Source organism: Marinobacter sp., from assembly GCF_041686475.1.
GTDB lineage: Bacteria > Pseudomonadota > Gammaproteobacteria > Pseudomonadales > Oleiphilaceae > Marinobacter.
This window is the reverse complement of sequence record NZ_JAWLDU010000051.1, coordinates 1-21,066: the sequence shown is the minus strand read 5'-3', so window position 1 is coordinate 21,066 and position 21,066 is coordinate 1. Positions and strand designations below refer to the sequence as shown.

At 55.8% G+C, this 21,066-nt stretch carries 15 protein-coding genes and 1 tRNA gene; 8 read left to right on the top strand and 8 right to left on the bottom strand.

Annotated features, from left to right (window positions below):
* The coding region (locus ACESMB_RS11740) for a hypothetical protein (protein WP_372971605.1) at positions 1 to 2,545 on the top strand (2,545 nt) is incomplete at its 5' end.
* A gap of 429 nt (positions 2,546 to 2,974) precedes the next feature.
* Here the strand turns inward: ACESMB_RS11740 and ACESMB_RS11735 are convergent.
* Both ACESMB_RS11735 and ACESMB_RS11730 read right to left on the bottom strand, forming a co-directional pair.
* Positions 2,975 to 5,764: a penicillin acylase family protein gene (locus ACESMB_RS11735; RefSeq protein ID WP_372971604.1), complete on the bottom strand. Its 2,790-nt coding sequence runs from the start codon at positions 5,762 to 5,764 to the stop codon at positions 2,975 to 2,977.
* A gap of 76 nt (positions 5,765 to 5,840) precedes the next feature.
* Positions 5,841 to 6,965, bottom strand: a complete 1,125-nt coding sequence (locus ACESMB_RS11730; RefSeq protein WP_372971603.1) for a CaiB/BaiF CoA transferase family protein — start codon at positions 6,963 to 6,965, stop codon at positions 5,841 to 5,843.
* Between the two features lie 75 nt (positions 6,966 to 7,040).
* Between ACESMB_RS11730 and ACESMB_RS11725 the strand changes: the two genes are divergently transcribed.
* Entirely contained in the window at positions 7,041 to 8,060 is a 1,020-nt protein-coding gene (locus ACESMB_RS11725; protein WP_372971602.1) for an AraC family transcriptional regulator, read from the top strand.
* Here ACESMB_RS11725 and ACESMB_RS11720 read toward each other — a convergent pair.
* Together ACESMB_RS11720 and rmuC are read right to left on the bottom strand one after the other, a co-directional pair.
* Entirely contained in the window at positions 8,045 to 8,908 is an 864-nt protein-coding gene (locus tag ACESMB_RS11720; RefSeq protein ID WP_372926985.1) for a hypothetical protein, read from the bottom strand. The two genes, ACESMB_RS11725 and ACESMB_RS11720, sit on opposite strands and share 16 nt — an antisense overlap.
* 5 nt (positions 8,909 to 8,913) lie before the next feature.
* The gene (rmuC, locus tag ACESMB_RS11715) at positions 8,914 to 10,254 is read right to left on the bottom strand and encodes a DNA recombination protein RmuC (RefSeq protein ID WP_372971606.1); all 1,341 of its coding nucleotides are present in this window, start codon (positions 10,252 to 10,254) and stop codon (positions 8,914 to 8,916) included.
* Positions 10,255 to 10,595: 341 nt separating this feature from the next.
* Between rmuC and ACESMB_RS11710 the strand changes: the two genes are divergently transcribed.
* From ACESMB_RS11710 to ACESMB_RS11695, 4 genes are all read left to right on the top strand, one after another.
* Positions 10,596 to 10,970: a hypothetical protein gene (locus ACESMB_RS11710; protein WP_372971601.1), complete on the top strand. Its 375-nt coding sequence runs from the start codon at positions 10,596 to 10,598 to the stop codon at positions 10,968 to 10,970.
* A gap of 175 nt (positions 10,971 to 11,145) precedes the next feature.
* Positions 11,146 to 11,931: an ATP-dependent zinc protease gene (locus ACESMB_RS11705; protein ID WP_372926987.1), complete on the top strand. Its 786-nt coding sequence runs from the start codon at positions 11,146 to 11,148 to the stop codon at positions 11,929 to 11,931.
* Complete coding sequence (locus ACESMB_RS11700) at positions 11,928 to 13,445, top strand: inactive transglutaminase family protein (protein ID WP_372926989.1); 1,518 nt, start codon at positions 11,928 to 11,930, stop codon at positions 13,443 to 13,445. Before ACESMB_RS11705 ends, ACESMB_RS11700 begins: the two co-directional genes overlap by 4 nt.
* Positions 13,445 to 14,395, top strand: a complete 951-nt coding sequence (locus tag ACESMB_RS11695) for an alpha-L-glutamate ligase-like protein (RefSeq protein WP_372926990.1) — start codon at positions 13,445 to 13,447, stop codon at positions 14,393 to 14,395. The genes ACESMB_RS11700 and ACESMB_RS11695 overlap by 1 nt, the downstream gene beginning before the upstream one ends.
* Positions 14,396 to 14,463: 68 nt before the next feature.
* Here ACESMB_RS11695 and ACESMB_RS11690 read toward each other — a convergent pair whose 3' ends face one another.
* On the bottom strand, positions 14,464 to 16,053 hold the full coding sequence (locus ACESMB_RS11690) for a BCCT family transporter (RefSeq protein ID WP_372926991.1): 1,590 nt from the start codon (positions 16,051 to 16,053) through the stop codon (positions 14,464 to 14,466).
* 246 nt (positions 16,054 to 16,299) lie between these two features.
* On the opposite strand from ACESMB_RS11690, the gene ACESMB_RS11685 reads away from it, so the two are divergent.
* Positions 16,300 to 17,946, top strand: a complete 1,647-nt coding sequence (locus ACESMB_RS11685) for an FMN-binding glutamate synthase family protein (protein WP_372971600.1) — start codon at positions 16,300 to 16,302, stop codon at positions 17,944 to 17,946.
* 114 nt (positions 17,947 to 18,060) lie between these two features.
* A tRNA-Pro gene (locus tag ACESMB_RS11680) sits at positions 18,061 to 18,137 on the top strand.
* Between the two features lie 48 nt (positions 18,138 to 18,185).
* On the opposite strand, the gene eutC is transcribed toward ACESMB_RS11680, so the two are convergent.
* The 3 genes from eutC to ACESMB_RS11665 form a co-directional block, all read right to left on the bottom strand.
* A complete protein-coding gene (eutC, locus tag ACESMB_RS11675; protein WP_372971599.1) occupies positions 18,186 to 19,013 on the bottom strand; it encodes an ethanolamine ammonia-lyase subunit EutC in 828 nt (275 codons plus the stop codon).
* Positions 19,006 to 20,421 carry an ethanolamine ammonia-lyase subunit EutB gene (locus ACESMB_RS11670; RefSeq protein ID WP_372971598.1) on the bottom strand — a complete coding sequence of 472 codons (1,416 nt, stop codon included), beginning with the start codon at positions 20,419 to 20,421 and terminating at the stop codon, positions 19,006 to 19,008. Before ACESMB_RS11670 ends, eutC begins: the two co-directional genes overlap by 8 nt.
* Positions 20,422 to 20,498: 77 nt before the next feature.
* Entirely contained in the window at positions 20,499 to 20,870 is a 372-nt protein-coding gene (locus ACESMB_RS11665) for a VOC family protein (protein ID WP_372926996.1), read from the bottom strand.
* Positions 20,871 to 21,066: the final 196 nt, after the last annotated feature.

Here is a 21,066-nt window from a genome sequence, read left to right as displayed (position 1 = left end):
GACGGACCTGGACGATAGAGATCAGACTGAAGCGATTGATTACATCTCACAACTGGGCCAGAAGCCCACCTTTGATCATGATGTCATCGAGTTGGAAGGCGATTCGGCACTCCGGGTTCGCCCGAACACACCGCTTGATCCGCTCAGCCGATATATTGTTGTGGTAACTGATGGCGTAACCGATGTCAGTGGTGAACCAATTGTTGGATCCCCTTCCTACCAGAATCTCAAGGAGGCGGATAATCCCAACGGCAACAGCGCCCTGGATCCAGTGCAAAGTCTGATTGCCGGATTCTGGGAAGAGGTCAGCAACAACTATTTCGCCGTGACAAACAGCTCCCGCGAAGCACTGGGCTTACCGGCGCTGTCGAAAGAGAATATTGCACTGTCGTACAGTTTTACTACGAGTGAGGACAAGAAGGTCCTGAGCCACATTGCAAACCCAGCGAACTGGGTAGCAGACCAGCTGAGACGCTCGGTGAGCGTTGGTGCTGCGGAAGCAGCTATCGAAGGCGGTGCAGATGGTTTTGGTGATGTATTTGCGGCAGTCACTGGCGCACTCTCAAGCTTTAAACCCAGTGTTGAGCTCGACAATGAGGGCTTGGAAGATTGCGATACCTCTCCTTTCCTGGGCTTTGCAGATAAGTTTGTCTGCGCAGGTACGTTAGCCAAACAAGCTTCACTAGATCCGCTCTTGGCGAGTCAAGGCCAATCTTTCCCACAACCATCAGTTCGCGACATTGACCTTCCACAGACTGATGACGCTCTCTCAGTTTCTGCAGTGCTCTCGTCGCTGGATATCGAACCTGGCCAAGTGGATGTACACCAGGGTTCTATCTCCCTGCCGCAGTATATTGCTGTGCCTGATGAAACCCAGACGGGTGAAACCTCGACGATCCGGACCAAAAGCTGGCGCCCGGACGTGCCCGTAGCCGGCCTGCTTGGCGAAGCTCTCGATGCAACGATCCCCCAAGAAGATCCTGATGTAAGCGAGGTACTCAACTACAACTTCCCGTTCCCGAAACTGGAAGGTGAAGTCGACGTTCCAATGCTTGTGATCACTCCGGCTGGGCTGGACCCGCTAAACGACGAAGCTGAACTCATTCCAGTTATCTTCCAACATGGTATTACCACGGACAGAAGCGCAGCGTTGGCATTCGGAACTCAATTGGTTGCTGCCGCTCAAGCTCTTGACCCGTCTGTAAACTTGGCAGTCTTTGCAATCGATCAACCTCTCCACGGGGTTTCACCTTTTTCTGACGAACAGCAGCTTGAGACGTCGAAGAGCCTGATCGAAGCAGCCGTCATAAATGCCTTGCTGCCTGACGGTTTCGACAGTATTGATGACCTTGAAGAAGCAAACCCAGACGCTGCAGCCAATATCAAGGCGCAAGCAGAGTCAGTCGCAGATACCCTTGCGCCGGGCGCCATAGCCTCTCTTTCTGCGGACGATCCAGTGGCGAGCTTTACAACTCAGGTAGAAGCAGTTGAAGCTGAGTTAGAAGCACCAGGCCTGATTACCGGAGCCCCCGGATTTGAGACAACGGCAGCTGTTCTCCTAAAGACAGTTAGATACGCAGGCAGCACCATTCCGGGCCTGGCGCCGGCAAGCACTGCAACGGGGGTTGTTGAGGGAGTGAATGAGCGCCACTACGGCTTCACCGCCGGAGCAGACGGCAACCCGGTTGCAATGGACTTTGAAGAGGGCGTGGGCAGTTCGGGCTCCCTGTTCATTAACCTGACCAACTTCATGAACAACCGTGACGTGCTTCGCCAGGGCTCTGTAGATCTCATGAACCTGACGGCCACTGTAAACAACCTGCCGGGTGTTGCTGGAACGGGTGTCACCTTCATTGGCCACTCACTCGGCACCCTGAATGGCGGCGCGTTTGTTGGTGCGGCTGCTGTAAGCGGAAATGAAGATCTGTTCGTTTCAGGCGCACACCTGCTCACTCCAGTAGCGGGAACCACTCGTCTGCTTGAGAACTCACCCAGCTTTGCCCCAACCATTCTCGGTGGGTTGCAGCGAGCAGCCGGACTGACCCAAGGCGATGCGGATCTTGAAACCTTCCTGAACGTGAATCAGGCAAGCCTGGATTCGGTAGATCCAATCAACTTTGCCAATGAACTGGCTGTTTCAAACACGGTTCTGGCGCAGGTTGAAGGCGATCGCACCACGCCGAATGCTGCGGATACTCGCTACGGCGACGACAAGGGGCCGCTGAATATCACGTTCCCCAACGGTCTCACCGTTCGGTCACCGGAAGCGCCGCTGTCTGGCTCTGAAGCTCTGGCTGCGGTAATGGGCGCGATACCAACTGACATTCCGCTGGATACACCGATGATCACGCGCTACGAAGAAGGCGTGCATGGCACGCCGGTGTTGCCGCAGGAAGAGGAAGCAGAAGCTGGTGACGTGCTTAAAGATCGCACGTTTGCCACCGGGGGAGAGGTCATAGTGTCTGGTCCTAATGCAGAAGCAACTTTTGGAACGATGGTTCAGCAAACGCTTTTGTTGATCCAGTCGTCACAAACGCCAGAGTAAGTTAACTTTCTAATCAAGCCGCCATCCCTGATGGCGGCTTTTTTTATGTCCCACAGTTCCAATCCAATAGCACTGAAAAAGCACCCTTGACTGTGTCGCTACCCCGGGTAAAACCGGGTTCCATGCCAGATGCAATGCGAGTGGCATTGTCCAACGCAAAGAGCACTGCTACCGTAGCCGGCCCATTACTTACCCTTTCCTCCCGTTTCTGTCAGGTGAGTGTTTCACGTCGCTACGCCGGCCAGATGCTTAACTGATAATAGTGACACCAACGACCTCGCTCACCGTCTAGAAGTTATCCCTGGACAACGATCCGGCGCTTCCCAGTCGGTGTTCCTACAAATTTCAAACGCATAAAAAACCCCGGGCCGAAGCTCCGGGGGCACTGCCTACAATGTGGCAACTACGTTATCGAGTAATGCTGCCCCATCAGTTTCTGATGGTCGTTACACCATTACTCAGGAGGTTTTGCTCGATCTCATCCTCTGTAAAAAACAGCTTTCTCGCATCTTTCTGTGAGTAGCGCATGCTCTGACCCATAAAGAAGTCCGAATCCGCATCTGAGGACTGGGAATAGCTGGTCAGGCCATAAGCCTGTGGCCCCTCATCCGTGAACTCCAACCCGAAATGCCAGCTTGTGCCACGGGCGATGAGCCAGCCTTCAGTGTCATTAGCAGACAGTCCACCTGCAAAGCGGAACTCCGCTTCCTCTGGGGGATCGGTAACACCAACGTATTCAGGGGTGTTAACCCTGGGAATCCGGGTATCTTCCGCAAAGTTGCTATCGACAACACCAATAGCGTTGAATGCGCCCTCCACATTGCCATCGCCACCGTGCCAGGGAATTCTGCCAGAGAGTGCTTCTGCACTTGTGCGATCACCGCCCGGCGGAATACCGCCACTGGGCTGATAGTATTGCACTTCACTCAACTGGCTATCCAGACGGATACCTGCATCCTCAAGAAGCACCATGGCGGCAGCGAGGGACTGGAGCATTGCATCGTCAACGGTACCGCGCCCGATTGCTGATGGGTCGGCCGGCGTATTGACCGGGTCTTCGGGATCGAATTCCGTATCGAGGTCATCCGGAAAGCTGCGATTGTATATGTCAATAAAGGCCCGGAACAGGTGGGCTCCAGTACTGGTCAGATCATATGTCCCGTTCCAACCGTCCAGCGCATCACAACCTGCAGTCACATCCTGCGATCCAGGTGATAGCACCTCAGGATCAGACGGCAACAGTCCCTGGGGCACATTGACCGGATCAGATATCAGATCGCAACGCTCTCGCAGTTCCGGCAGAAACTGTTCTGCGTACCAGGCGCGATTGTTCCAGATAGTAGCGATGAGATCCTGTGCGCTGAATTTACCATCATGTCCGGCGGGCGGTGGAGTATTCGGGTCGAGGCCCGGATCGGTCGGATTTCGTAGCATCTTGATTCCAAGTCTCGTACGCGGATTGATTGGCGCGTTTTCAAGGCCAAACAGTGGCGAGAAACCCGTCAGGAACTCATCCGGGTTCGTGGACCAGTGGCTGCTGTTAGAGTTCTGTACCCAGTCTGTACGCTCCAACTGGGGCTTATCCTCAAACGGCACCAGACCTGCGCATTCGCCCTCAACCCAGTCGTCGCGAGATTTTGATCCATCCAGCAGAGTAACACCGGCTTCAAACAGGTCGTTAAAACCAGAATCAACCGTCCGCTTCAGATTTAGAACGGCAAGAGCTGCCTCCGATAAATTGGGGACAGAACTGCTGTCGATATAATAGGCGTTGCCCTGGTCGTCCGTGTATGTACTATTCGTCCACAGGGTGGTACCACACTGACGAAATACATCCTTGAATTCCTCCAGGTTGTTTGCACGGCTCATGCCCAGCCACGTATCCAGCAATCCGGACGTATTTGCGTTGGCATCGCGGTAGGTGTAGGCGGCTGGCTCACCGTTCACGAGGCCGGTGCCGCCCCATGCCGGGAAGGCCTCGTTAGCCTCATTGGCCGCAAGCATCGGGCCGTATTCGGAGAACCAGAAAGTCCTTTCAAGAACAACCGGCTCGGGGCCACCCATGTTTACTTCAATCTGGAAGGTTTTGGAGGTAATCGGTTTTTCGACGCCATCCTTAATATAAGTGAGCGGGTCACCTGGCTTTAGCTCCAGCTCATACCAGGTAAAGCGCCGGCTGGTGGTCACGGTGTGGGACCAGGCCAGATTTTCGTTAAAGTTGATCAGCGGGATGGCTGTGCCGATAAGGCCTGCGCCATTGACGTTCAGGTAGCCTGGAACGGTCAACTGAGCCTGATAGAGACGCCTGTGACCGGTATAAGGGAAATGCGGATTGGCGAGCAGTGCGCCTTTCCCGTTCTCCGTCAGTTCGGAGCCAATACCCCATGCGTTACTGGCCAGCCCCATGTCTGCAAAGTTGTCGATCCTGCGAGCGTTCTGGCGTGCTGCCTCGGCAACTTGCAAGGTGTCGATAGTCGATTCACCCGTATTTGTTGTCGACTGAGCCACAACCGGGTCGACATTCTCTCCATTCGGTGGCACCGCAGCAAACACCACACCCGTGGCAAACTGCGCGCCACTGGCAAACTGGCCAACGATTCGATAGTGCGCCAGTAGATCAGTCGGCTCGATCTCCTTGACCCATGGTTGGTCACGGCATTCTGCAGGCAGGGCTCCAGGATCTGTTTCGCTGACGTAACGGTTATAGCCTGCCGTAAAACCCTCAACCATGGCACGACTCTCTTCGCTCAGTTGCGAAAATTCAGCCTTGGCGCCACTAAGAATATCCTGGGCCTTATAGCTGAAGTCGTTGATGATATTGATGCTGTTATTGCCGGGGCCAAAATACTTGGCTCTTTCACTTCTGGCCTTAACGATGGCCTCGGCCAGCAGACACACATTATCCTGAGCCTGCGCATAGCCATGTCCAAAAGCCGCCGAAGCAAGGTTGTCCGCCTTAATATGCGGAATCCCGTTAGTCGTTCTCCTTATAGTCGCCTCAAATTTGCCGTCTGCCGGGAAGAGCTGCTCGTTAACTGCACTATCAGAATCTGAAGAGCTGCTGCTACCGTCGAAACATCCCGTTATCAGAAAACCGCTGGCCAGCGCCACTCCAGCAGCTTTCAATGCGCCTTTACCAGCGCCCCTGAAAGGTTTGCGAAGCAATGTCATAGTTGTTTGTCCATTGTGATTGTTATTGATGAGCCAAAACTGACTCACTCTCACAAATTAGCAGACAAACTTATAAAGCGCTAAGCACTGATTTCAAATTCATTTCTTTCCCGTATGACGCAAATCAGTACTGGATATTGTCATTATCCGCACCCAAGGTGCGACCGGTGTAGCCGGTCTCACAGGGCGTTGCACTGAACTTGATCGGGTGACCGATCTGCCTCTGGTGACCGCCGCCTTCTTTGGCCACTTCGATAACCATGTTGCGAGCCTGCATCTGTGGATGCTCGGCAGCTTCGGTAATCGTCAGTACCGGTTCCACACAGGCATCCGTGCCCGCAAACACCTCCTGCCACTCTGCCAGGGTTTTCTGGGCCAGGACCGCTTTCAGTGCCTCACGGACGGTTTGCTGGTGTTCGGGGTTCTGGCTCAAGGCAAAGCTTTTCATTTCGGGAATGTCGAGGGCATCGCATAACCGGCCCGAGAACTGTGGTTCCAGGCTGCCAACCGAGATCCAGCGGCCGTCGCTGGTCTGGTAGTAGTCGTAGAAGGTGCCGCCGTTGAGCATGGAGCTCTCCGGTTTCTGTTCCTGGCCTCCCGCCAGGGCGGCGGCCCCGGCCATGCCGTTCATGGCGAAGGCGGCATCAGTCATGCTGATATCGATATACTGCCCTTCCCCGGTTTGCTGGCGATGAATCACTGCCGCCAGGATGCCCATGACTGCATGGTGGGAGCCCCCTGCCACGTCGGCTATCTGGATACCCATCGGAGGTGGACCGGACTCTTTGCGACCACAGTGGCTCGACACACCAGCTAACGAGAGGTAGTTGATGTCGTGGCCAGCGCGATCCTTGTAGGGGCCGGTCTGGCCGTAGCCGGTGATGGCGCAGTAGATGAGGTTAGGGTTGATGGCTTTCAGGGTGTCGTAACCAATGCCCAGCCTGTCCATAACGCCCGGGCGGAACTGTTCGATCACAACGTCGTAGTCCTTCACCAGGCGTTTGATGGTGTCCGCACTGCCCTCTTTTTTAAGATCCAGCCCCAGCGAGCGTTTGCCGCGATTGAGGAAGGTGTGTGCGGTGCTGACGCCATCTTCGAGGGGCGGCATCACCCGGGTGAGGTCCAGCCGGTCAGGGGCCTCCACCCTCAGGACGTCAGCGCCCATATCCGCCAGCAGCATGGTGGCATAGGGGCCGGGCAATAGTGTGCTGAAATCCAGAACCTTGAGTTGGCTAAGCGGGCCGGGCATGCAAATCTCCTTATGGTTGCATTGTAAGCATGGGGTTTTATGATGGGCTTCATTCAAATAAGGATAAAGGATGACATGTCGGAACTCACCGTTTCCAGACACTTCGTAGAGGCCGCACTGATTGGTGCCGAGAAGGCCGGTTTTGATACCCGCTCCCTGCTCACCGAAGCCGGTATTTCACCGGACCTGCTGAAGATTGAAATGGCGAGGGTAAGCAGCACCCAGTATAGCCGCCTGCTGCAGGCTGTTTGGAACGCAATGGAAGACGAGTTCATGGGGCTGGGGCCGCGGCGCTGCCGTACCGGCACGTTTGCCACCATGTGTGCGCTGGTCATCGACTGCCCCAATCTGGAAGCGGTTTACCGCCAGGCGTTCGAGTTCTGCCGCCTGTTCGAACCCATGGTGGCGATGAAGCTGGAGGTGGATAACAAAACCGCTCGGCTGGTAACGGCTATCGAAGGTGAAATCGACGACCCGATGTATTTTTTCCGGGAAAGCATCCTGGTGATCTGGCACCGGCTTGGCAGCTGGCTGATCGGGCAACCGGTGGAACTGCTCAAGGCAGAGTTCAGCTATCCCCGTCCGCCCCACGGCGATGAGTACCGGCACATTTTCCACTGCCCCCTGTCATTCGAGGCCAATGAAACCGCCCTGACGTTCGACAGGCGCTTTCTGCAGGCGCCGGTCATCCGCGACAAACCCGAAATGCGCCAGTTCCTGAAAACATCGCCAGCGGACCTGCTGTCGCGCCCGGATGAGAGCAATACGTTTACTGGCCGCATCCGCGCGCTGATTGGCCGGGACTTTACCCGCTCCCTGCCGGATTTCGAATGGATTGCCGCAGAGCTCCACACCAGTCCACAGACCCTGCGACGGAGATTAAAGCTGGAAAACACGTCGTTTCAGGAGATCAAGGATCTGCTCAGGCGGGATATGGCCATCTACTACCTGTCACGACCGGATTTGCCGATTAACGACATCGCCTTTCGCGTAGGCTTCACCGAACCGTCCACCTTCCATCGTGCTTTCAAGAAGTGGACGGGCGTGACCCCAGGCGCTTACCGGGAGGGTGAGCGGGGTCAGTTACCGGACTGACCACCACCCTGCATCGTCTTTATAAGGCGGCCAAGCGTGCGGGCGATTTCTTCGGCCCGCTCACGGTCCTGGCTCAATTGCATCAGGCGTGAACCATCCCGGGGATCGTATACCCAGCAACTGGCGGTTGAGCTCTCGCAATTCCACTCGATCTGCGGGTTCACCCCGAACACACCCAACGACTCAGTCTCCCGGACTACCCGGTCGTCGTCCTCACGCCGGGATTCCTGAATTGTGATCACATCGTTACGCCGGTCGAGCTTGTAGGCAATGTCGGCGGGCTGGTCCAGCCTTACAATTCGCTGGTCGGCTCGCCATCCCGCGGCGCCGAGAAGGGTATTGGCGTGAATTAGCAGCGCCTGCGCATCGGATTCCACCAGATACAGTTGCTTGAGCCTCTCCAGCGACTGGTCGCCGGCCGGTTCGATGATGGCAACGGGTTCACTGTCGTTCTGGCTGCTGCTTGACCGGGTGCCCTCTTGCTTGCGGGCCTTTTCAACGCGGGTGATCAGTTTCAGTGCTTCGTTGTAGTGCTCGCCCTCGGCACCCGCTTCGCTGACGTACTTTTCCAGCGCTGCCCGTGACTCGTTAAAGTGGCCGGACTCCAGCATCACCCGGCCGCGGAAGAAGAAATAATCGTCCGGTTTGTCGCCTTCCAGTTGCTGAAGCCGGTTCAGATATTCGCCCGCCTCGCCCCAGTTTTCTCCGCTGACGGCCTCATCGGTTGCCAACATCAGGCGGCGAATTTCGTGCTCCGGCTCCAAAGCCCCAACCTGCCCCGTCATCAGCAGCGATGCCAGTACAAGGCCACAAACTGATCTGCGCCCGACTCGGTTTATCTTCACCATTCCATCTATTCCTTCTGGTTATCCCGGGCGGCATCTTCGGCGTCCACTTCTGCCTGATCCATAATGGCTTTGGGAAGTTCTTTTTTAACACGAACACCCAACTCCACAAAGCGATTGGCCTGGGAGATCAGATTCCCCCGTCCACGGGTAAGGGTGCTCATCGCAGAGTCGTAGGTGCCCTGGGCGGTGTGCAACTGGCTGCCGAGTTTTTCCATGGCCTCTACAAACACACGCAGCTTGTCGTAGACCGCACCGGCCCTGTCTGCAATCCGCCGTGCATTCTGGCTCTGGCGCTCATAGCGCCAGATGTTCTCGATTGTGCGTAGCGTGGCCAGTAACGTCGTTGGTGTAACTACAATAATCTTTCGCTCAAATGCTTCTGCGAATAGGTTCTCGTCCTGCTGAAATGCCGCCACGAATGCCGGCTCGATGGGCATGAACAGGAATACAAAATCCGGAGAGTGCAAGCCGTGGAGCTGGCTGTAATCCTTTTCGCTCAGCGTGCGGATATGATTGCGCACAGCTTCCACGTGCTGCTTCAGCGCTTCTTCCCTGGCGGCTTCATCTTCTTCCGTTGCCCATTGCTGGTAGGCCAGCAGTGACACCTTTGAATCCACCACCAGGTTACGCTTGTCAGGCAGATGCACTATGACATCCGGCCGTAATAACTGGTTATCGTCATCACGGTAACTGCCCTGGGTTTCGTATTCGATACCCTTGCGCAGGCCCGAACGTTCCAGCACCCGCTCAAGAATCAGTTCGCCCCAGTTGCCCTGAATCTTTTTATCGCCCTTGAGCGCCCTGGTGAGGTTGGAGGCTTCTTCGGTAATCTGGCGATTCAATTCCTGAAGTGACTTTATCTCGCTCCTCAAGGCCTGGCGGTCACGGGTTTCACTGGTATAGACATCTTCCACCCGCTTGCGAAAATCCTGCAACTGGTCCCGGAATGGATTCAGCAGGGTATCAATACTGGTGCGGGTCTGCTGGCTGAAGCGCTCACTTTTCTGCTCGAAAATCCGGTTGGCAAGGTTCTCGAATTCCTGCTTCAGCGCGTCACGGTTACGCTCCAGCAGTTCCAGTTTTTCCGTGGTTGCACGGCGCTCCTTGTCCAGAGTGACTTCCTGCTCTCGCAACGCAACCTTTGCGTCGCTGAGCTGCCTGGACAGCTCATCGGCCCGCCGTTGCTGGGACGCTCTCTCGCTCTCCAGCTGTTCAATGCGTTCCAGCCGCGACCGGCTTTCAGACTCCAGCCCGGCCACCTGGTTATCCAGTGTCGCGGCCCGTTGCCGCCAGCTCTCGGTGGTGCGGTTGCCTTTTACCACCAGGAACGTCAACAGGCATAGCATCAGGACCAGCGTTACCAGCAGCAAAACGGTTTCCGGCTGGTTTTCCAGAACAGCAATAACAGCCTCAGGCACCCCGATCTCCTCGAGTCGTTTCTTGAAAATGACAATACACCAACAGTTTACCGTATTAACGGAACCTTTTTACGCATTACCCAGTCGGATATCTGTTACCTCCCGGCCCGGCAATCGACTGCTTGGCAAAAATGTCAGTGGGATGCATCCACCTCTGGACTCGGTCCATAATGTCATCTAAAAGGGTAAACAGGCCCCGAGTGCCGAAAAACGGACAGTTCATATCCGGAACCAAGGCCCCTTGGCAGTGCAAAGGACAGGAAATCGGCATGCTGAAAGAGCTCTGGAAAAAACTGGGATCGGAACTGGCGCCCTCTGCCTGGCCCGAGGAACAATACCAGGGTCGGCTGCAGGGCGATCAGGGCGAATTCCGCGTACTGCCCCACATGACCCATACCGGTGAATTTCATCTGGAGAGCCTGACAGCAATCCTCGAGCAGCGCTATGGCAAGATTTTCCAGAACCAGGGAGATGAGTCGATACGGGACATGATCCATTTTGCCTCGCGTATCCAGGATCAGGATGTGCAGAGGGAACTACTGCTTTTTTACCTTAACTGCTCTCCGGTTGTTCAGGAATTTCTACGCTCTGATGAAGTACTGGCGGAGAATCATTTCCTGTCCCGGACACCCGACCATAAATAATCCTGCCGTTAAAGATCTGTAAATCCTCTGAACAGTTATGTTGCTGTATACTTCCCTATTCAGAATGAGATAGCTTTGCCCGTCAGGGTAATGACTTTAATTGCGGCACTCTTTATGACGGTATTCCGGAATTTTAGAATTCACGCCGCAGGTTCAGAGGTTTCGGATGTTCTTTATGGGTTCAGATTTTGGAAAACTGACGGCGGCGGTCGTTTTTCTGTTTTTAGTATCCGGGTGCTCGACAGATCGCTACTTCATGGTGGAAAAGGAAGATCTCGAAACCCTTAATACGTCGGTCGACCGGCAGAGCGAACAGGTTTCCAGTCTTGAAAACCGCACGGACGAAAGCGTCAAGACACTGACCCGTGTTAACGAAGAGTCCACAAAAACCATTCTGCAGGCAATCTCCGAACAGGTGGAGAAACCGGCCTGCCCACCTGCGCCTGAAAAGCCCGTGTGCACCATAGCCGAGAATGGAAACGATGGCAGAGCTGACAGGCTAAAGGGAAAGGTCATCGTCGGCGAAGTTGAAAAGTTCCTTCTGGTCGGTCCGGAGCTGGTTTACGACGCTCGCATCGACAGCGGTGCTGAAACCTCGTCACTGGACGCCAGGAACATTACCCGGTTTGAGAGGGACGGCAAAAACTGGGTTCGCTTCGACGTTCCGGTACCCGAGTCCGACGACCTGGTGACCGTTGAACGGGAAGTTTCCCGCCGCGTCAAAATCATCCAGTCCACTACCGACGAATCCGAACGGCGTGTGGTGGTGGAATTGCAGTTCATGATCGGCAACCACCGGCAACAGGCCGAATTTACGCTGACAAACCGCGAGCACCTGTCCCACCGGGTACTGGTCGGGCGCAATATACTGCGAGACGTGATGCTGATTGATGTTGGCAAGGAATTCGCCACTGAATTGCCGGAATCTCTGCCCACGGAAGACAACGGGGATGACTCTTGACTTCCCGCTCCCGCATCCCGTTTTTCTTCGCCATTCTTCTGCTGATTGCGGCCGGGATCTCGATAGCTGTCTGGCGACACGTAGAACTTAACATTCCCTGGTTTACCGGCGAACAGAAACCGGTGTGGATGGTAGAAGCGCGAATTGATTTCACAGGTACCGGCGATCCTGTTCTCGCCAGCATGAATATTCCGGACCAGCCCCCGGGGTTCCGTGTCATTTCTGAACAGGCCGCCTCCCCTGGCTACGGCTTTTCGATTGTCGAGGATTCCGGTGAACGCCGGGCTGAATGGTCAAAGCGTGACGTCAGCGGCCCCCAGACTCTCTACTTCAAAGTGCAGCTGATACCCGACAATCAGGTGCGACCAGAAAATCCCAAGCGGCGCCCGAAACCGGAACCGGTCTTCTGGGAAGAGCCCCAGGCAACCGCGGTGGAAGAGTTGCTTCAACAGGCGGCCGCCCGCTCCAGCACACCGGAAAGTATGACCCGGGAGCTGATCAAGTTGCTTCAGCCGGAAGGCGGCGCACAGAATACAACCCTGCTGGTTTCCGACGACAATTATATTGAACTGCTCAACCGGATGCTGAACCACGCCGGCATACCAGCACGCGCTGCGGATGGGCTGGCCCTGGAAGATGCCAGGCGCCGGCAACAACTGCGGCCGTTTCTTCAGATCTACGACGGCAACAAATGGCTGACCTTCAACCCCCGTACCGCTGAACAGGGGCTACCTGAGGATGTGCTGTTGTGGCGCCAGGCAGCTACTTCCCTGCTTGATCTGGAAGGCGGCGATGATTCCGAAGTCAGTTTTTCGATGCTGAGGCAAACAGTCCCGGCACTGCAACTGGCCCAGGCTCAATCCACCGAGAATGGCCTTGGCTTCCTCAGCCTTTACCAGCTGCCCATTGAAGAACAGGGCATGTTCAGAATGCTTCTGCTGCTTCCGTTGGGGGCACTTATTGTGGCCTTCATGCGCATCGTCGTTGGCATAAAAACCTCCGGCACCTTCATGCCCATTCTGATTGCCGTGGCTTTCGTACAAACCACGCTGGTTCCCGGGTTGATCGCGTTTATTTCAGTGGTTGCCATCGGGTTGCTGATGCGCGGTTACCTGTCAAGCCTGAACCTGCTGCTGGTGTCCCGAATATCGGCGCTCATCATTCTGGTTATTTTCATAACCGCCGGCCTCAGCATTGCCGGCTACCAGATGGGCTTTAATACCGGCATGACGGTGACCTTCTTCCCAATGGTGATCATCGCCTGGACCATAGAGCGTATGTCCATCCTCTGGGAGGAGGAAGGCGCCCGCGAAGTATTCGTTCAGGGCTCGGGCAGCCTGTTTGTGGCCGTGTGCGCGTTCCTTGTAATGAGTGCGCCGCTGGCACGCCACCTGACTTTCAACTTCCCCGAGTTGCACCTTGTGGTGCTGGGCATCATCCTGCTGATGGGGCAGTACACCGGTTACAAGCTGTCTGAACTTCGTCGCTTCACCCCAATGAAGGTGTACGACTGATGGGCTGGATATCGCCCTTCCAGCTCAATCGGCTTGGAATGCTGAACATGAACCGGCGCAATGTGGACTACATTTCCCGGTACAACAGCCGCGTGTCTTACCCGCTGGTCGATAACAAACTCAAAACCAAGCTGGTTGTGGCCGAATACGATGTCCGCACACCCAAACTGCTACAGGTAGTGCGCCAGCAGCACGAAATCTCCCGCTTCCGGCAAATGGCGGAAGATCTCAGTGGTTTTGCCATCAAGCCCGCCAAAGGCTCAGGTGGCAAGGGCATTACCGTGATAACCGGACGCGATGGCGACGAATTCGTCAAGGCGTCGGGCGCGCGGGTTCCGGCTTCCTATCTTGAACGACACCTTTCAAACATCCTGGCAGGGCTTTACTCACTGGCTGGATCACCAGACGTTGCCATCGTCGAAAGTCTTGTGGAATCCATTCCCGAGTTGGCCAAATACTCTTTCCAGGGCGTGCCGGATATCCGCATCGTGGTGTTTCAGGGTTACCCGGTAATGGCCATGCTACGGTTGGCAACGACAGCATCGGATGGGAAGGCCAACCTCCATCAAGGGGCTATTGGCGTGGGACTGAACATCGCCAACGGCCGCAGCCTGAATGCGGTGCAATTCAATCGCCCCATCTCCCTGCATCCGGATACAGGGCTGGCGATGGAGAATATCGCGATTGCCGACTGGCAGGAAATGCTGGTGATGGCATCGCGTTGCTACGAGGCCACCGGCCTGGGCTACATGGGGGTAGACCTGGTTGTTGACGTCAACGAAGGGCCGTTGCTCCTGGAATTGAATGCCCGCCCTGGCCTGGCTATACAGATGGCCAATGGGCGCGGCCTGCTGCCACGCCTCCGGAAGATTGAATCTATGCGCAAGCCCCACTTCACTCCTGAAGATCGGGCTGCCTATGCCATGGAAACCTTCACACCCAAATTCTGAACAGCCAGTTACAGACACAAAAAAACCGGGGTCAGTTCAGACCCCGGTTTTTTTATTGCGCGCTCTTATCAGAGCTTGCCTTCTGCAAGCAACAATTTGCGCTCATGGCTGAGGCCTTTCAGCAGCCCCCAGGTCATCACCAGTAATACTGCAGTAAAGGGCAGCCCTGCCGTTATGGCGACCGCCTGGATGGCGCCCAGAGCATCTTCACCACCACCAAAAATCAGTGCCGCGGCGATCGCGCCCTCTGCTACTACCCAGAATACACGCTGTGCAGTCGGTGCATCCGTTTTACCACCGGCGGTAATGCTGTCGATTACCAGTGAACCGGAGTCAGACGAGGTCACGAAGAAGACCAGCACAAGGATGATACCGATAAAGGAGCTGACCGCCACAAATGGCAGGTTGGCAAGCATCTGGAACGATGCCAGGGGCACCTCTGTCAGGCCGTCCTCGGCAAGGGCACCAATGCCTTGCTGGATCTGCTCCAGCGCGGAACCACCAAAGGCGCTCATCCAGACTACAGTAATCACAGTCGGGACAATCAGAACCGCGGTGACAAACTCACGAACAGTACGGCCCTTGGAAACCCGTGCGATGAACATACCAACGAACGGTGACCAGGAAATCCACCACGCCCAGTAGAAGACTGTCCAGCCATGGAACCAGGCTTCGTCTTCGCGGCCGAACGGGTTGCTCAGCTGCAGGGCGTTACCCACATAGCTGGAAGAGGTCACCCAGAGTGTCTCGAAGACAGTCATGGTGGGGCCGGCAAAAATGATGAAGAACAGCAGAAGGCCCGCCAACGACATGTTGATGTTACTCAACAGTTTTACACCGCCATCCAGGCCGCGCAGAACCGATATCAAAGCAGCTGCTGTCACGCCGGTAATAATCCCCATTTGCACGTTGATACCGGACGATACCCCGAACAGGTAATCCAGGCCGGCAGCGGCCTGCTGGGCACCGAAACCGAGGGAAGTCGCCAGGCCGAAAATGGTCGCGACCACCGCCAGGATATCGATGACATGGCCAGGCCAGCCCCACACACGGTCTTTCAGCAGCGGGAAGAAGGCAGAACGGATAGTCAGCGGCATGTTCTTGTTGTACGCAAAGAACGCCAGTGACAACGCCACAATCGCATAGATTGCCCAGGGGTGCAGGCCCCAGTGGTACATCGTGGCACCCATGGCCAGCCTTGCAGCTTCCGGCGTATTGGCTTCAACGCCCAGGGGCGTTTCATACCACCCGGTGTAATAGGCGACCGGCTCAGCGACAGCCCAGAACATAAGGCCGATACCCATGCCGGCTGCGAACAGCATCGCGAACCAGGACAGGGTCGAGAAGTCGGGCGTGGCATCCATTCCGCCAATGCGGATCTTGCCGACAGGCAGGAAGATAAGGGCGAGAGATACAACCACAAAAATGTTGGCACTGATCAGAAAGAACCAGTCAAATTGTGCGATTGTCCACCATTTGGCACCGTCGAGAAGCTCTTTTGCTTCACCCGGGAAAATCAGCGTACCGATAACGAACGCTACTACCAGTATCGCCGTGATCGGAAATACCGGCGCATGCAGGTCCAGGCCGAAAGGAGTTATATTATCCTGGCCTGCGACGTAATCCGTCTGATATTCGTCTTTTACAACGTCACCCACGTTTTAAGTCTCCTGTTTGAGTAAATCTTTATCAATATTAGGATGCAAACGTTACAAGATCGCCATCTTATTGCTTTGAGCTCAAAACATCAAAGAAGGCTGACCTACGCCATAAGTTCAAGCTTAGACCAATATTCCAATGTTCGGTAAAAACCGACTGAACCGATTTTGCTTGCATGGGCGTAATGCCGGATTAAATACTGATAACATCTGGACGACCTGTCGCTTTTCCGCTTAGAGGACCCAATGGCAAAAACCCGAACGATTCCATTCCGTTACACCGTCTACATACTGAGTGTGGCGGGGTTTGTGCTGTCATTTATGGCAGGTATTTTCTTCGGGGGTTGGTTTATCGCTCTGCCATTCATTTTCGGCGCCCTCGCAACTCTCGGCACCTGGGATCTGTTACAGAGTAAACGCACCGTGAGCCGCAACTACCCGATCCTTGCGCACTTCCGGTACTTTCTGGAATCCATCGGCCCCGAAATAAGACAGTATTTTATCCAGTCAGACACTGAAGAGCGTCCGTTTTCCCGGGAACAGCGCACCATTATTTACCAACGGGCCAAGAACATTCTCGACAAACGCCCCTTTGGCTCACAGTTGGGCATGTATGACGAGGGCTTCGAATGGATCAACCACTCAATGCGGCCGGTGGACCTGACCGATGCCGACTTTCGCATCGTGATTGGTAAACACTGTGCGAGGCCGTACAGCGCCAGCGTGTTCAACATTTCCGCCATGAGCTTTGGGTCACTCTCTGCGAACGCAATTCTCAGCCTCAACACCGGTGCCAGAATGGGTGGTTTCTATCACGATACCGGCGAAGGCTCTATTTCCCGCTATCACCGGGAGCCCGGTGGAGATCTGGTCTGGGAGATAGGCTCGGGCTACTTCGGATGTCGCCATAAGGACGGCACGTTCAACGAGGAGATGTTTACCCGCAATGCCACCTCTGAGCAGGTAAAAATGATAGAGGTTAAACTGTCCCAGGGCGCCAAACCTGGCCATGGCGGCATACTGCCAGGAGCTAAAGTGACGCCCGAAATTGCCGAGGCAAGGGGTGTCGAACCCGGTGAGGATGTGATTTCACCCGCCAGCCACTCAGCCTTTTCCACTCCGATAGAGCTTCTGGAATTCCTGGAACGGTTGCGGGAACTGTCAGGCGGCAAACCGGTTGGCTTCAAGCTGGCCATCGGCCATCCCTGGGAATGGTTTGCCATCGTCAAGGCAATGCTGGAAACGGGCAAGAAACCGGACTTCATCGTTGTTGATGGCGGCGAAGGGGGTACTGGCGCGGCTCCGCTAGAATTTATCAATCGACTGGGCACCCCGATGACAGAGGCCCTGCTGCTGGTTCACAACACGCTTGTCGGGACCAATCTGCGTGAGGACATCGCCATAGGTGCTGCCGGCAAGATCACCTCGGCATTCAACGTTGCCAGAACCCTGGCGCTGGGGGCCGACTGGTGTAATGCGGCCCGCGGCTACATGTTTTCGCTGGGGTGTATCCAGGCCCTGAATTGCCACACCGGCAAATGCCCCAGCGGCGTTGCCACCCAGGACCCCCGACGTAGCGAAAAACTGGACGTACGGGACAAAAGCCAGCGGGTTTACAACTACCACAGGAATACCCTGGAGGCCCTGATGAATCTGCTGGCTGCATCAGGCCTCAGGCACCCCTCCGAACTGGGGCCTGAGCACATCATTCGCCGCACCTCCAGAACCGAAATCCACTCCTACAAAGACCTGTTCCCCTTCCTCGAGCCCGGCGCCTTGATAAAAGGTGAAACCGGTGAGCGGGTCTTCGATATCTACTGGCCGGAGGCCAACGCCCACAGCTTCGAACCACCGGAATTTATTCGTAAGCTCCGGGACACCAAGCTGCAATAGAAATACCCCGGGGAAATGTGGAAAGGATGTTTATTTTTTGCAGAGGCTGGTGTAGACTTCGCTCCCGCTAAGCCACTGAGATTTATCTCAAGTTTCCTTGGCCAATGGCAGTTTCGGGGCGTAGCGCAGCTTGGTAGCGCACTTGCATGGGGTGCAAGGGGTCGTAGGTTCAAATCCTACCGTCCCGACCAGAATTCCCTACACAAAGCCCGGGCCGAAAGGTCCGGGCTTTGCTGTTTTCAGTCAGTCAGAAAATTCCTCTTGTTCGCCGTTGTCTCGATGGCAACCTCTTCGGTGCGGTCTTTGAGGCTGACACCGGATGTCCCCAGCCTTCTCGCTTGATGCAGCAGATAGACAATGCGTTGGCTGGCATGCTCGAAGCTCAGGCCGTCGGGTCTTACGTTGGAGATGCAGTTGCGGCGGGCATCACGTAAACCGGTTTCGGGGGCCCAGGTCACGTAAATACCCAGACTGTCGGGCGAGCTTAGCCCCGGGCGCTCACCGATCAGCACGACCACCGCACTGGCTCCAAGGCATTGGCCGATCTCGTCGCCTATGGCAACTCGCCCCTGCTCTACTATTGTCAGGGGCGCAATTTGCCAGCCTGCAGACTCGCAGTCGAGATCTGCAAAAAACTGACTGACCATGGGCTCTGCGCTGTTCTGGATAGCGAACGAGGAGAGGCCATCGACAATCACAATGGCCACAACAGGCTGGCCCTTGTCTCCCCCTTTATGCCCGGCAAGAGACTGCAGTGACTCCTGTGACAGAGCCCGTCCGAGATCCGGGCGCTGGAGGTAAGTCACCCGGTCCTGTGCCTGGCTTTTCAGCAACACCGGGGATCTGGCCGGCAATTCCACCGGTGACTTTTCCAGATCATCTACCAGGCGCTTCACATCCAGCGGCAGATGAACGGCATCCCTGGCCTGGGCGTGAGCCAGCTGAAACTTGAGAAGTTCGCTGGTGGGAAGGCTGACCCCGGCTCGCCCCAACCCGATTCTCGCGTCAGTGAACTGCCGCAGCATCCGCCAAGGATTTTCGGTAACGAGTGACCTGGACTCACCCATTGCCTGCCTCCCCTTTCAGCGCCTTCAGCGGTGCCCGGAAGGGCTCCGGTAGCTGCCTGCTCGGCTCATAGCGTTCCGCATTCTCGAATATTTTCATCCGCACCAGCCATTCCTCGAACTCGGGGGCAGGCTTAAGATCAAGCACACGCCGTGCGTACAGGGCGTCGTGGAAAGACGTGGTCTGATAATTCAGCATGATGTCGTCGGAACCGGGTATCCCCATGATGAAGTTACAGCCGGCCACCCCCAGCAGGGTGAGCAGGTTGTCCATGTCGTTCTGGTCGGCTTCAGCGTGATTGGTGTAACAGATGTCACAACCCATGGGCACACCTAGAAGCTTGCCGCAGAAGTGGTCCTCAAGGCCCGCACGGATGATTTCCTTGCCGTCGAACAGGTATTCAGGGCCTATGAAGCCAACCACGGTATTGACCAACAACGGATTGAAATGTCTCGCCACGGCATAGGCCCTGGCCTCACAGGTCTGCTGATCGATGCCGTGGTGGGCATCTGCCGATAATGAACTGCCCTGCCCCGTCTCGAAATACATCACATTGTGGCCCACCGTCCCCCGCTTCAGTGACAGGGCCGCGTCCTGCGCCTCCTCCAGTGTCGACAGACTGAAACCAAAGCTGCTGTTGGTGGCTTCCGTGCCCCCGACGGACTGGAACACAAGGTCTAAGGGCGCGCCTCGCTCTATCGCTTCAAGAGTGTTGGTAACATGGGTAAGCACACAGGATTGGGTGGGAATGTCGTATTTGCGGATCACATCATCCATCAGGTTCATCAGCTTGATAGCCTGGCTGACGTTGTCCGTCGCCGGGTTGATGCCGATCACCGCATCGCCATTTCCATATAACAACCCATCCAGAATACTTGCTGCGATGCCCGACATGTCGTCGGTGGGATGGTTGGGCTGAAGGCGTGTGGAAAGGTGGCCCGGAAGGCCAATGGTGTTTCGGAACGCCGTTGTAATCTGGCATTTCTTGGCAACGAGGATGAGATCCTGGTTACGCATCAGTTTACTGACTGCGGCCACCATTTCCGGTGTCAGCCCACCACGGAGTTGCGCCAGCGATTCCTGCGTGGCGTGATCACTCAGCAGCCAATTACGAAAATCCCCTACCGTAAGGTGGGCGACCGCGGCGAAGGCGCCAGGGTCGTGCGTGTCCAGTATGAGGCGCGTTACCTCGTCTTTTTCATAGGGAATCAGCGCCTCGGAGAGAAACTCCCGGAGCGGCAGCTCTGCAAGGCGCATCTGGGCGACAACACGCTCTTCCGCTGATTCCGCGATGACACCGGCAAGCCTGTCTCCAGAACGAGCCGGTGTTGCCTTTGCCAAAAGATCGGCCAGGCTTCTGAAATGCCAGGTACGAGCACCCGATGTGAAGGTGTACTTGTAATGAGCCATCTGCTTTGTTGCCCTTTAGAAGAGCCCTTCCTGCAAACGCTAACTAACCCGGACAGCCTGAACCTTCCCGAGATCGCCTAGCCGAAGTGGAAGAACGCCAGCTTGTTGCCATCCGGGTCGCGAACGTAGGCGCCATAGAACTGGTTCGGGATACGCTGGCCAGGTTCGCCATCGCTGGTGGCGCCCAGTTCAATTGCACGCCGATAATGCGCATCAACCGCTTCTTTCGAGCCCGGAGGAATGGCGAACATATTACCGTTACCACAGTTCGCATCGAGCCCGTCCGCCGGTGTGCAAACCGCCAGCATCGGTGATTTCATGTCCTTGCCGATAAATGCGATCCTGCCAAGATCCAGCAGTTCCTTCGCGCCTAGGTCACCCAACAGATCCAGGTAGAACTTCTTGGCCTTCGCCATATCCTTCACACCGATGGTTACGTATCCGATCATTTCATTGTGCTCCTGTTTGATAATAGATGCAGACAGCTATACGAGCCACCGCACGGAATTGGCCATTGTCCATCGCATTCTCTGCCGGATGGAGGGCCCAATCGAGTAGGAGGGGGAGTTGCCTCCCCCGTCCTCTCACACCACCGGGCATACGGTTCCGTACCACGGCGGTTCATGGTTGGCTCTGAAGCCGTTT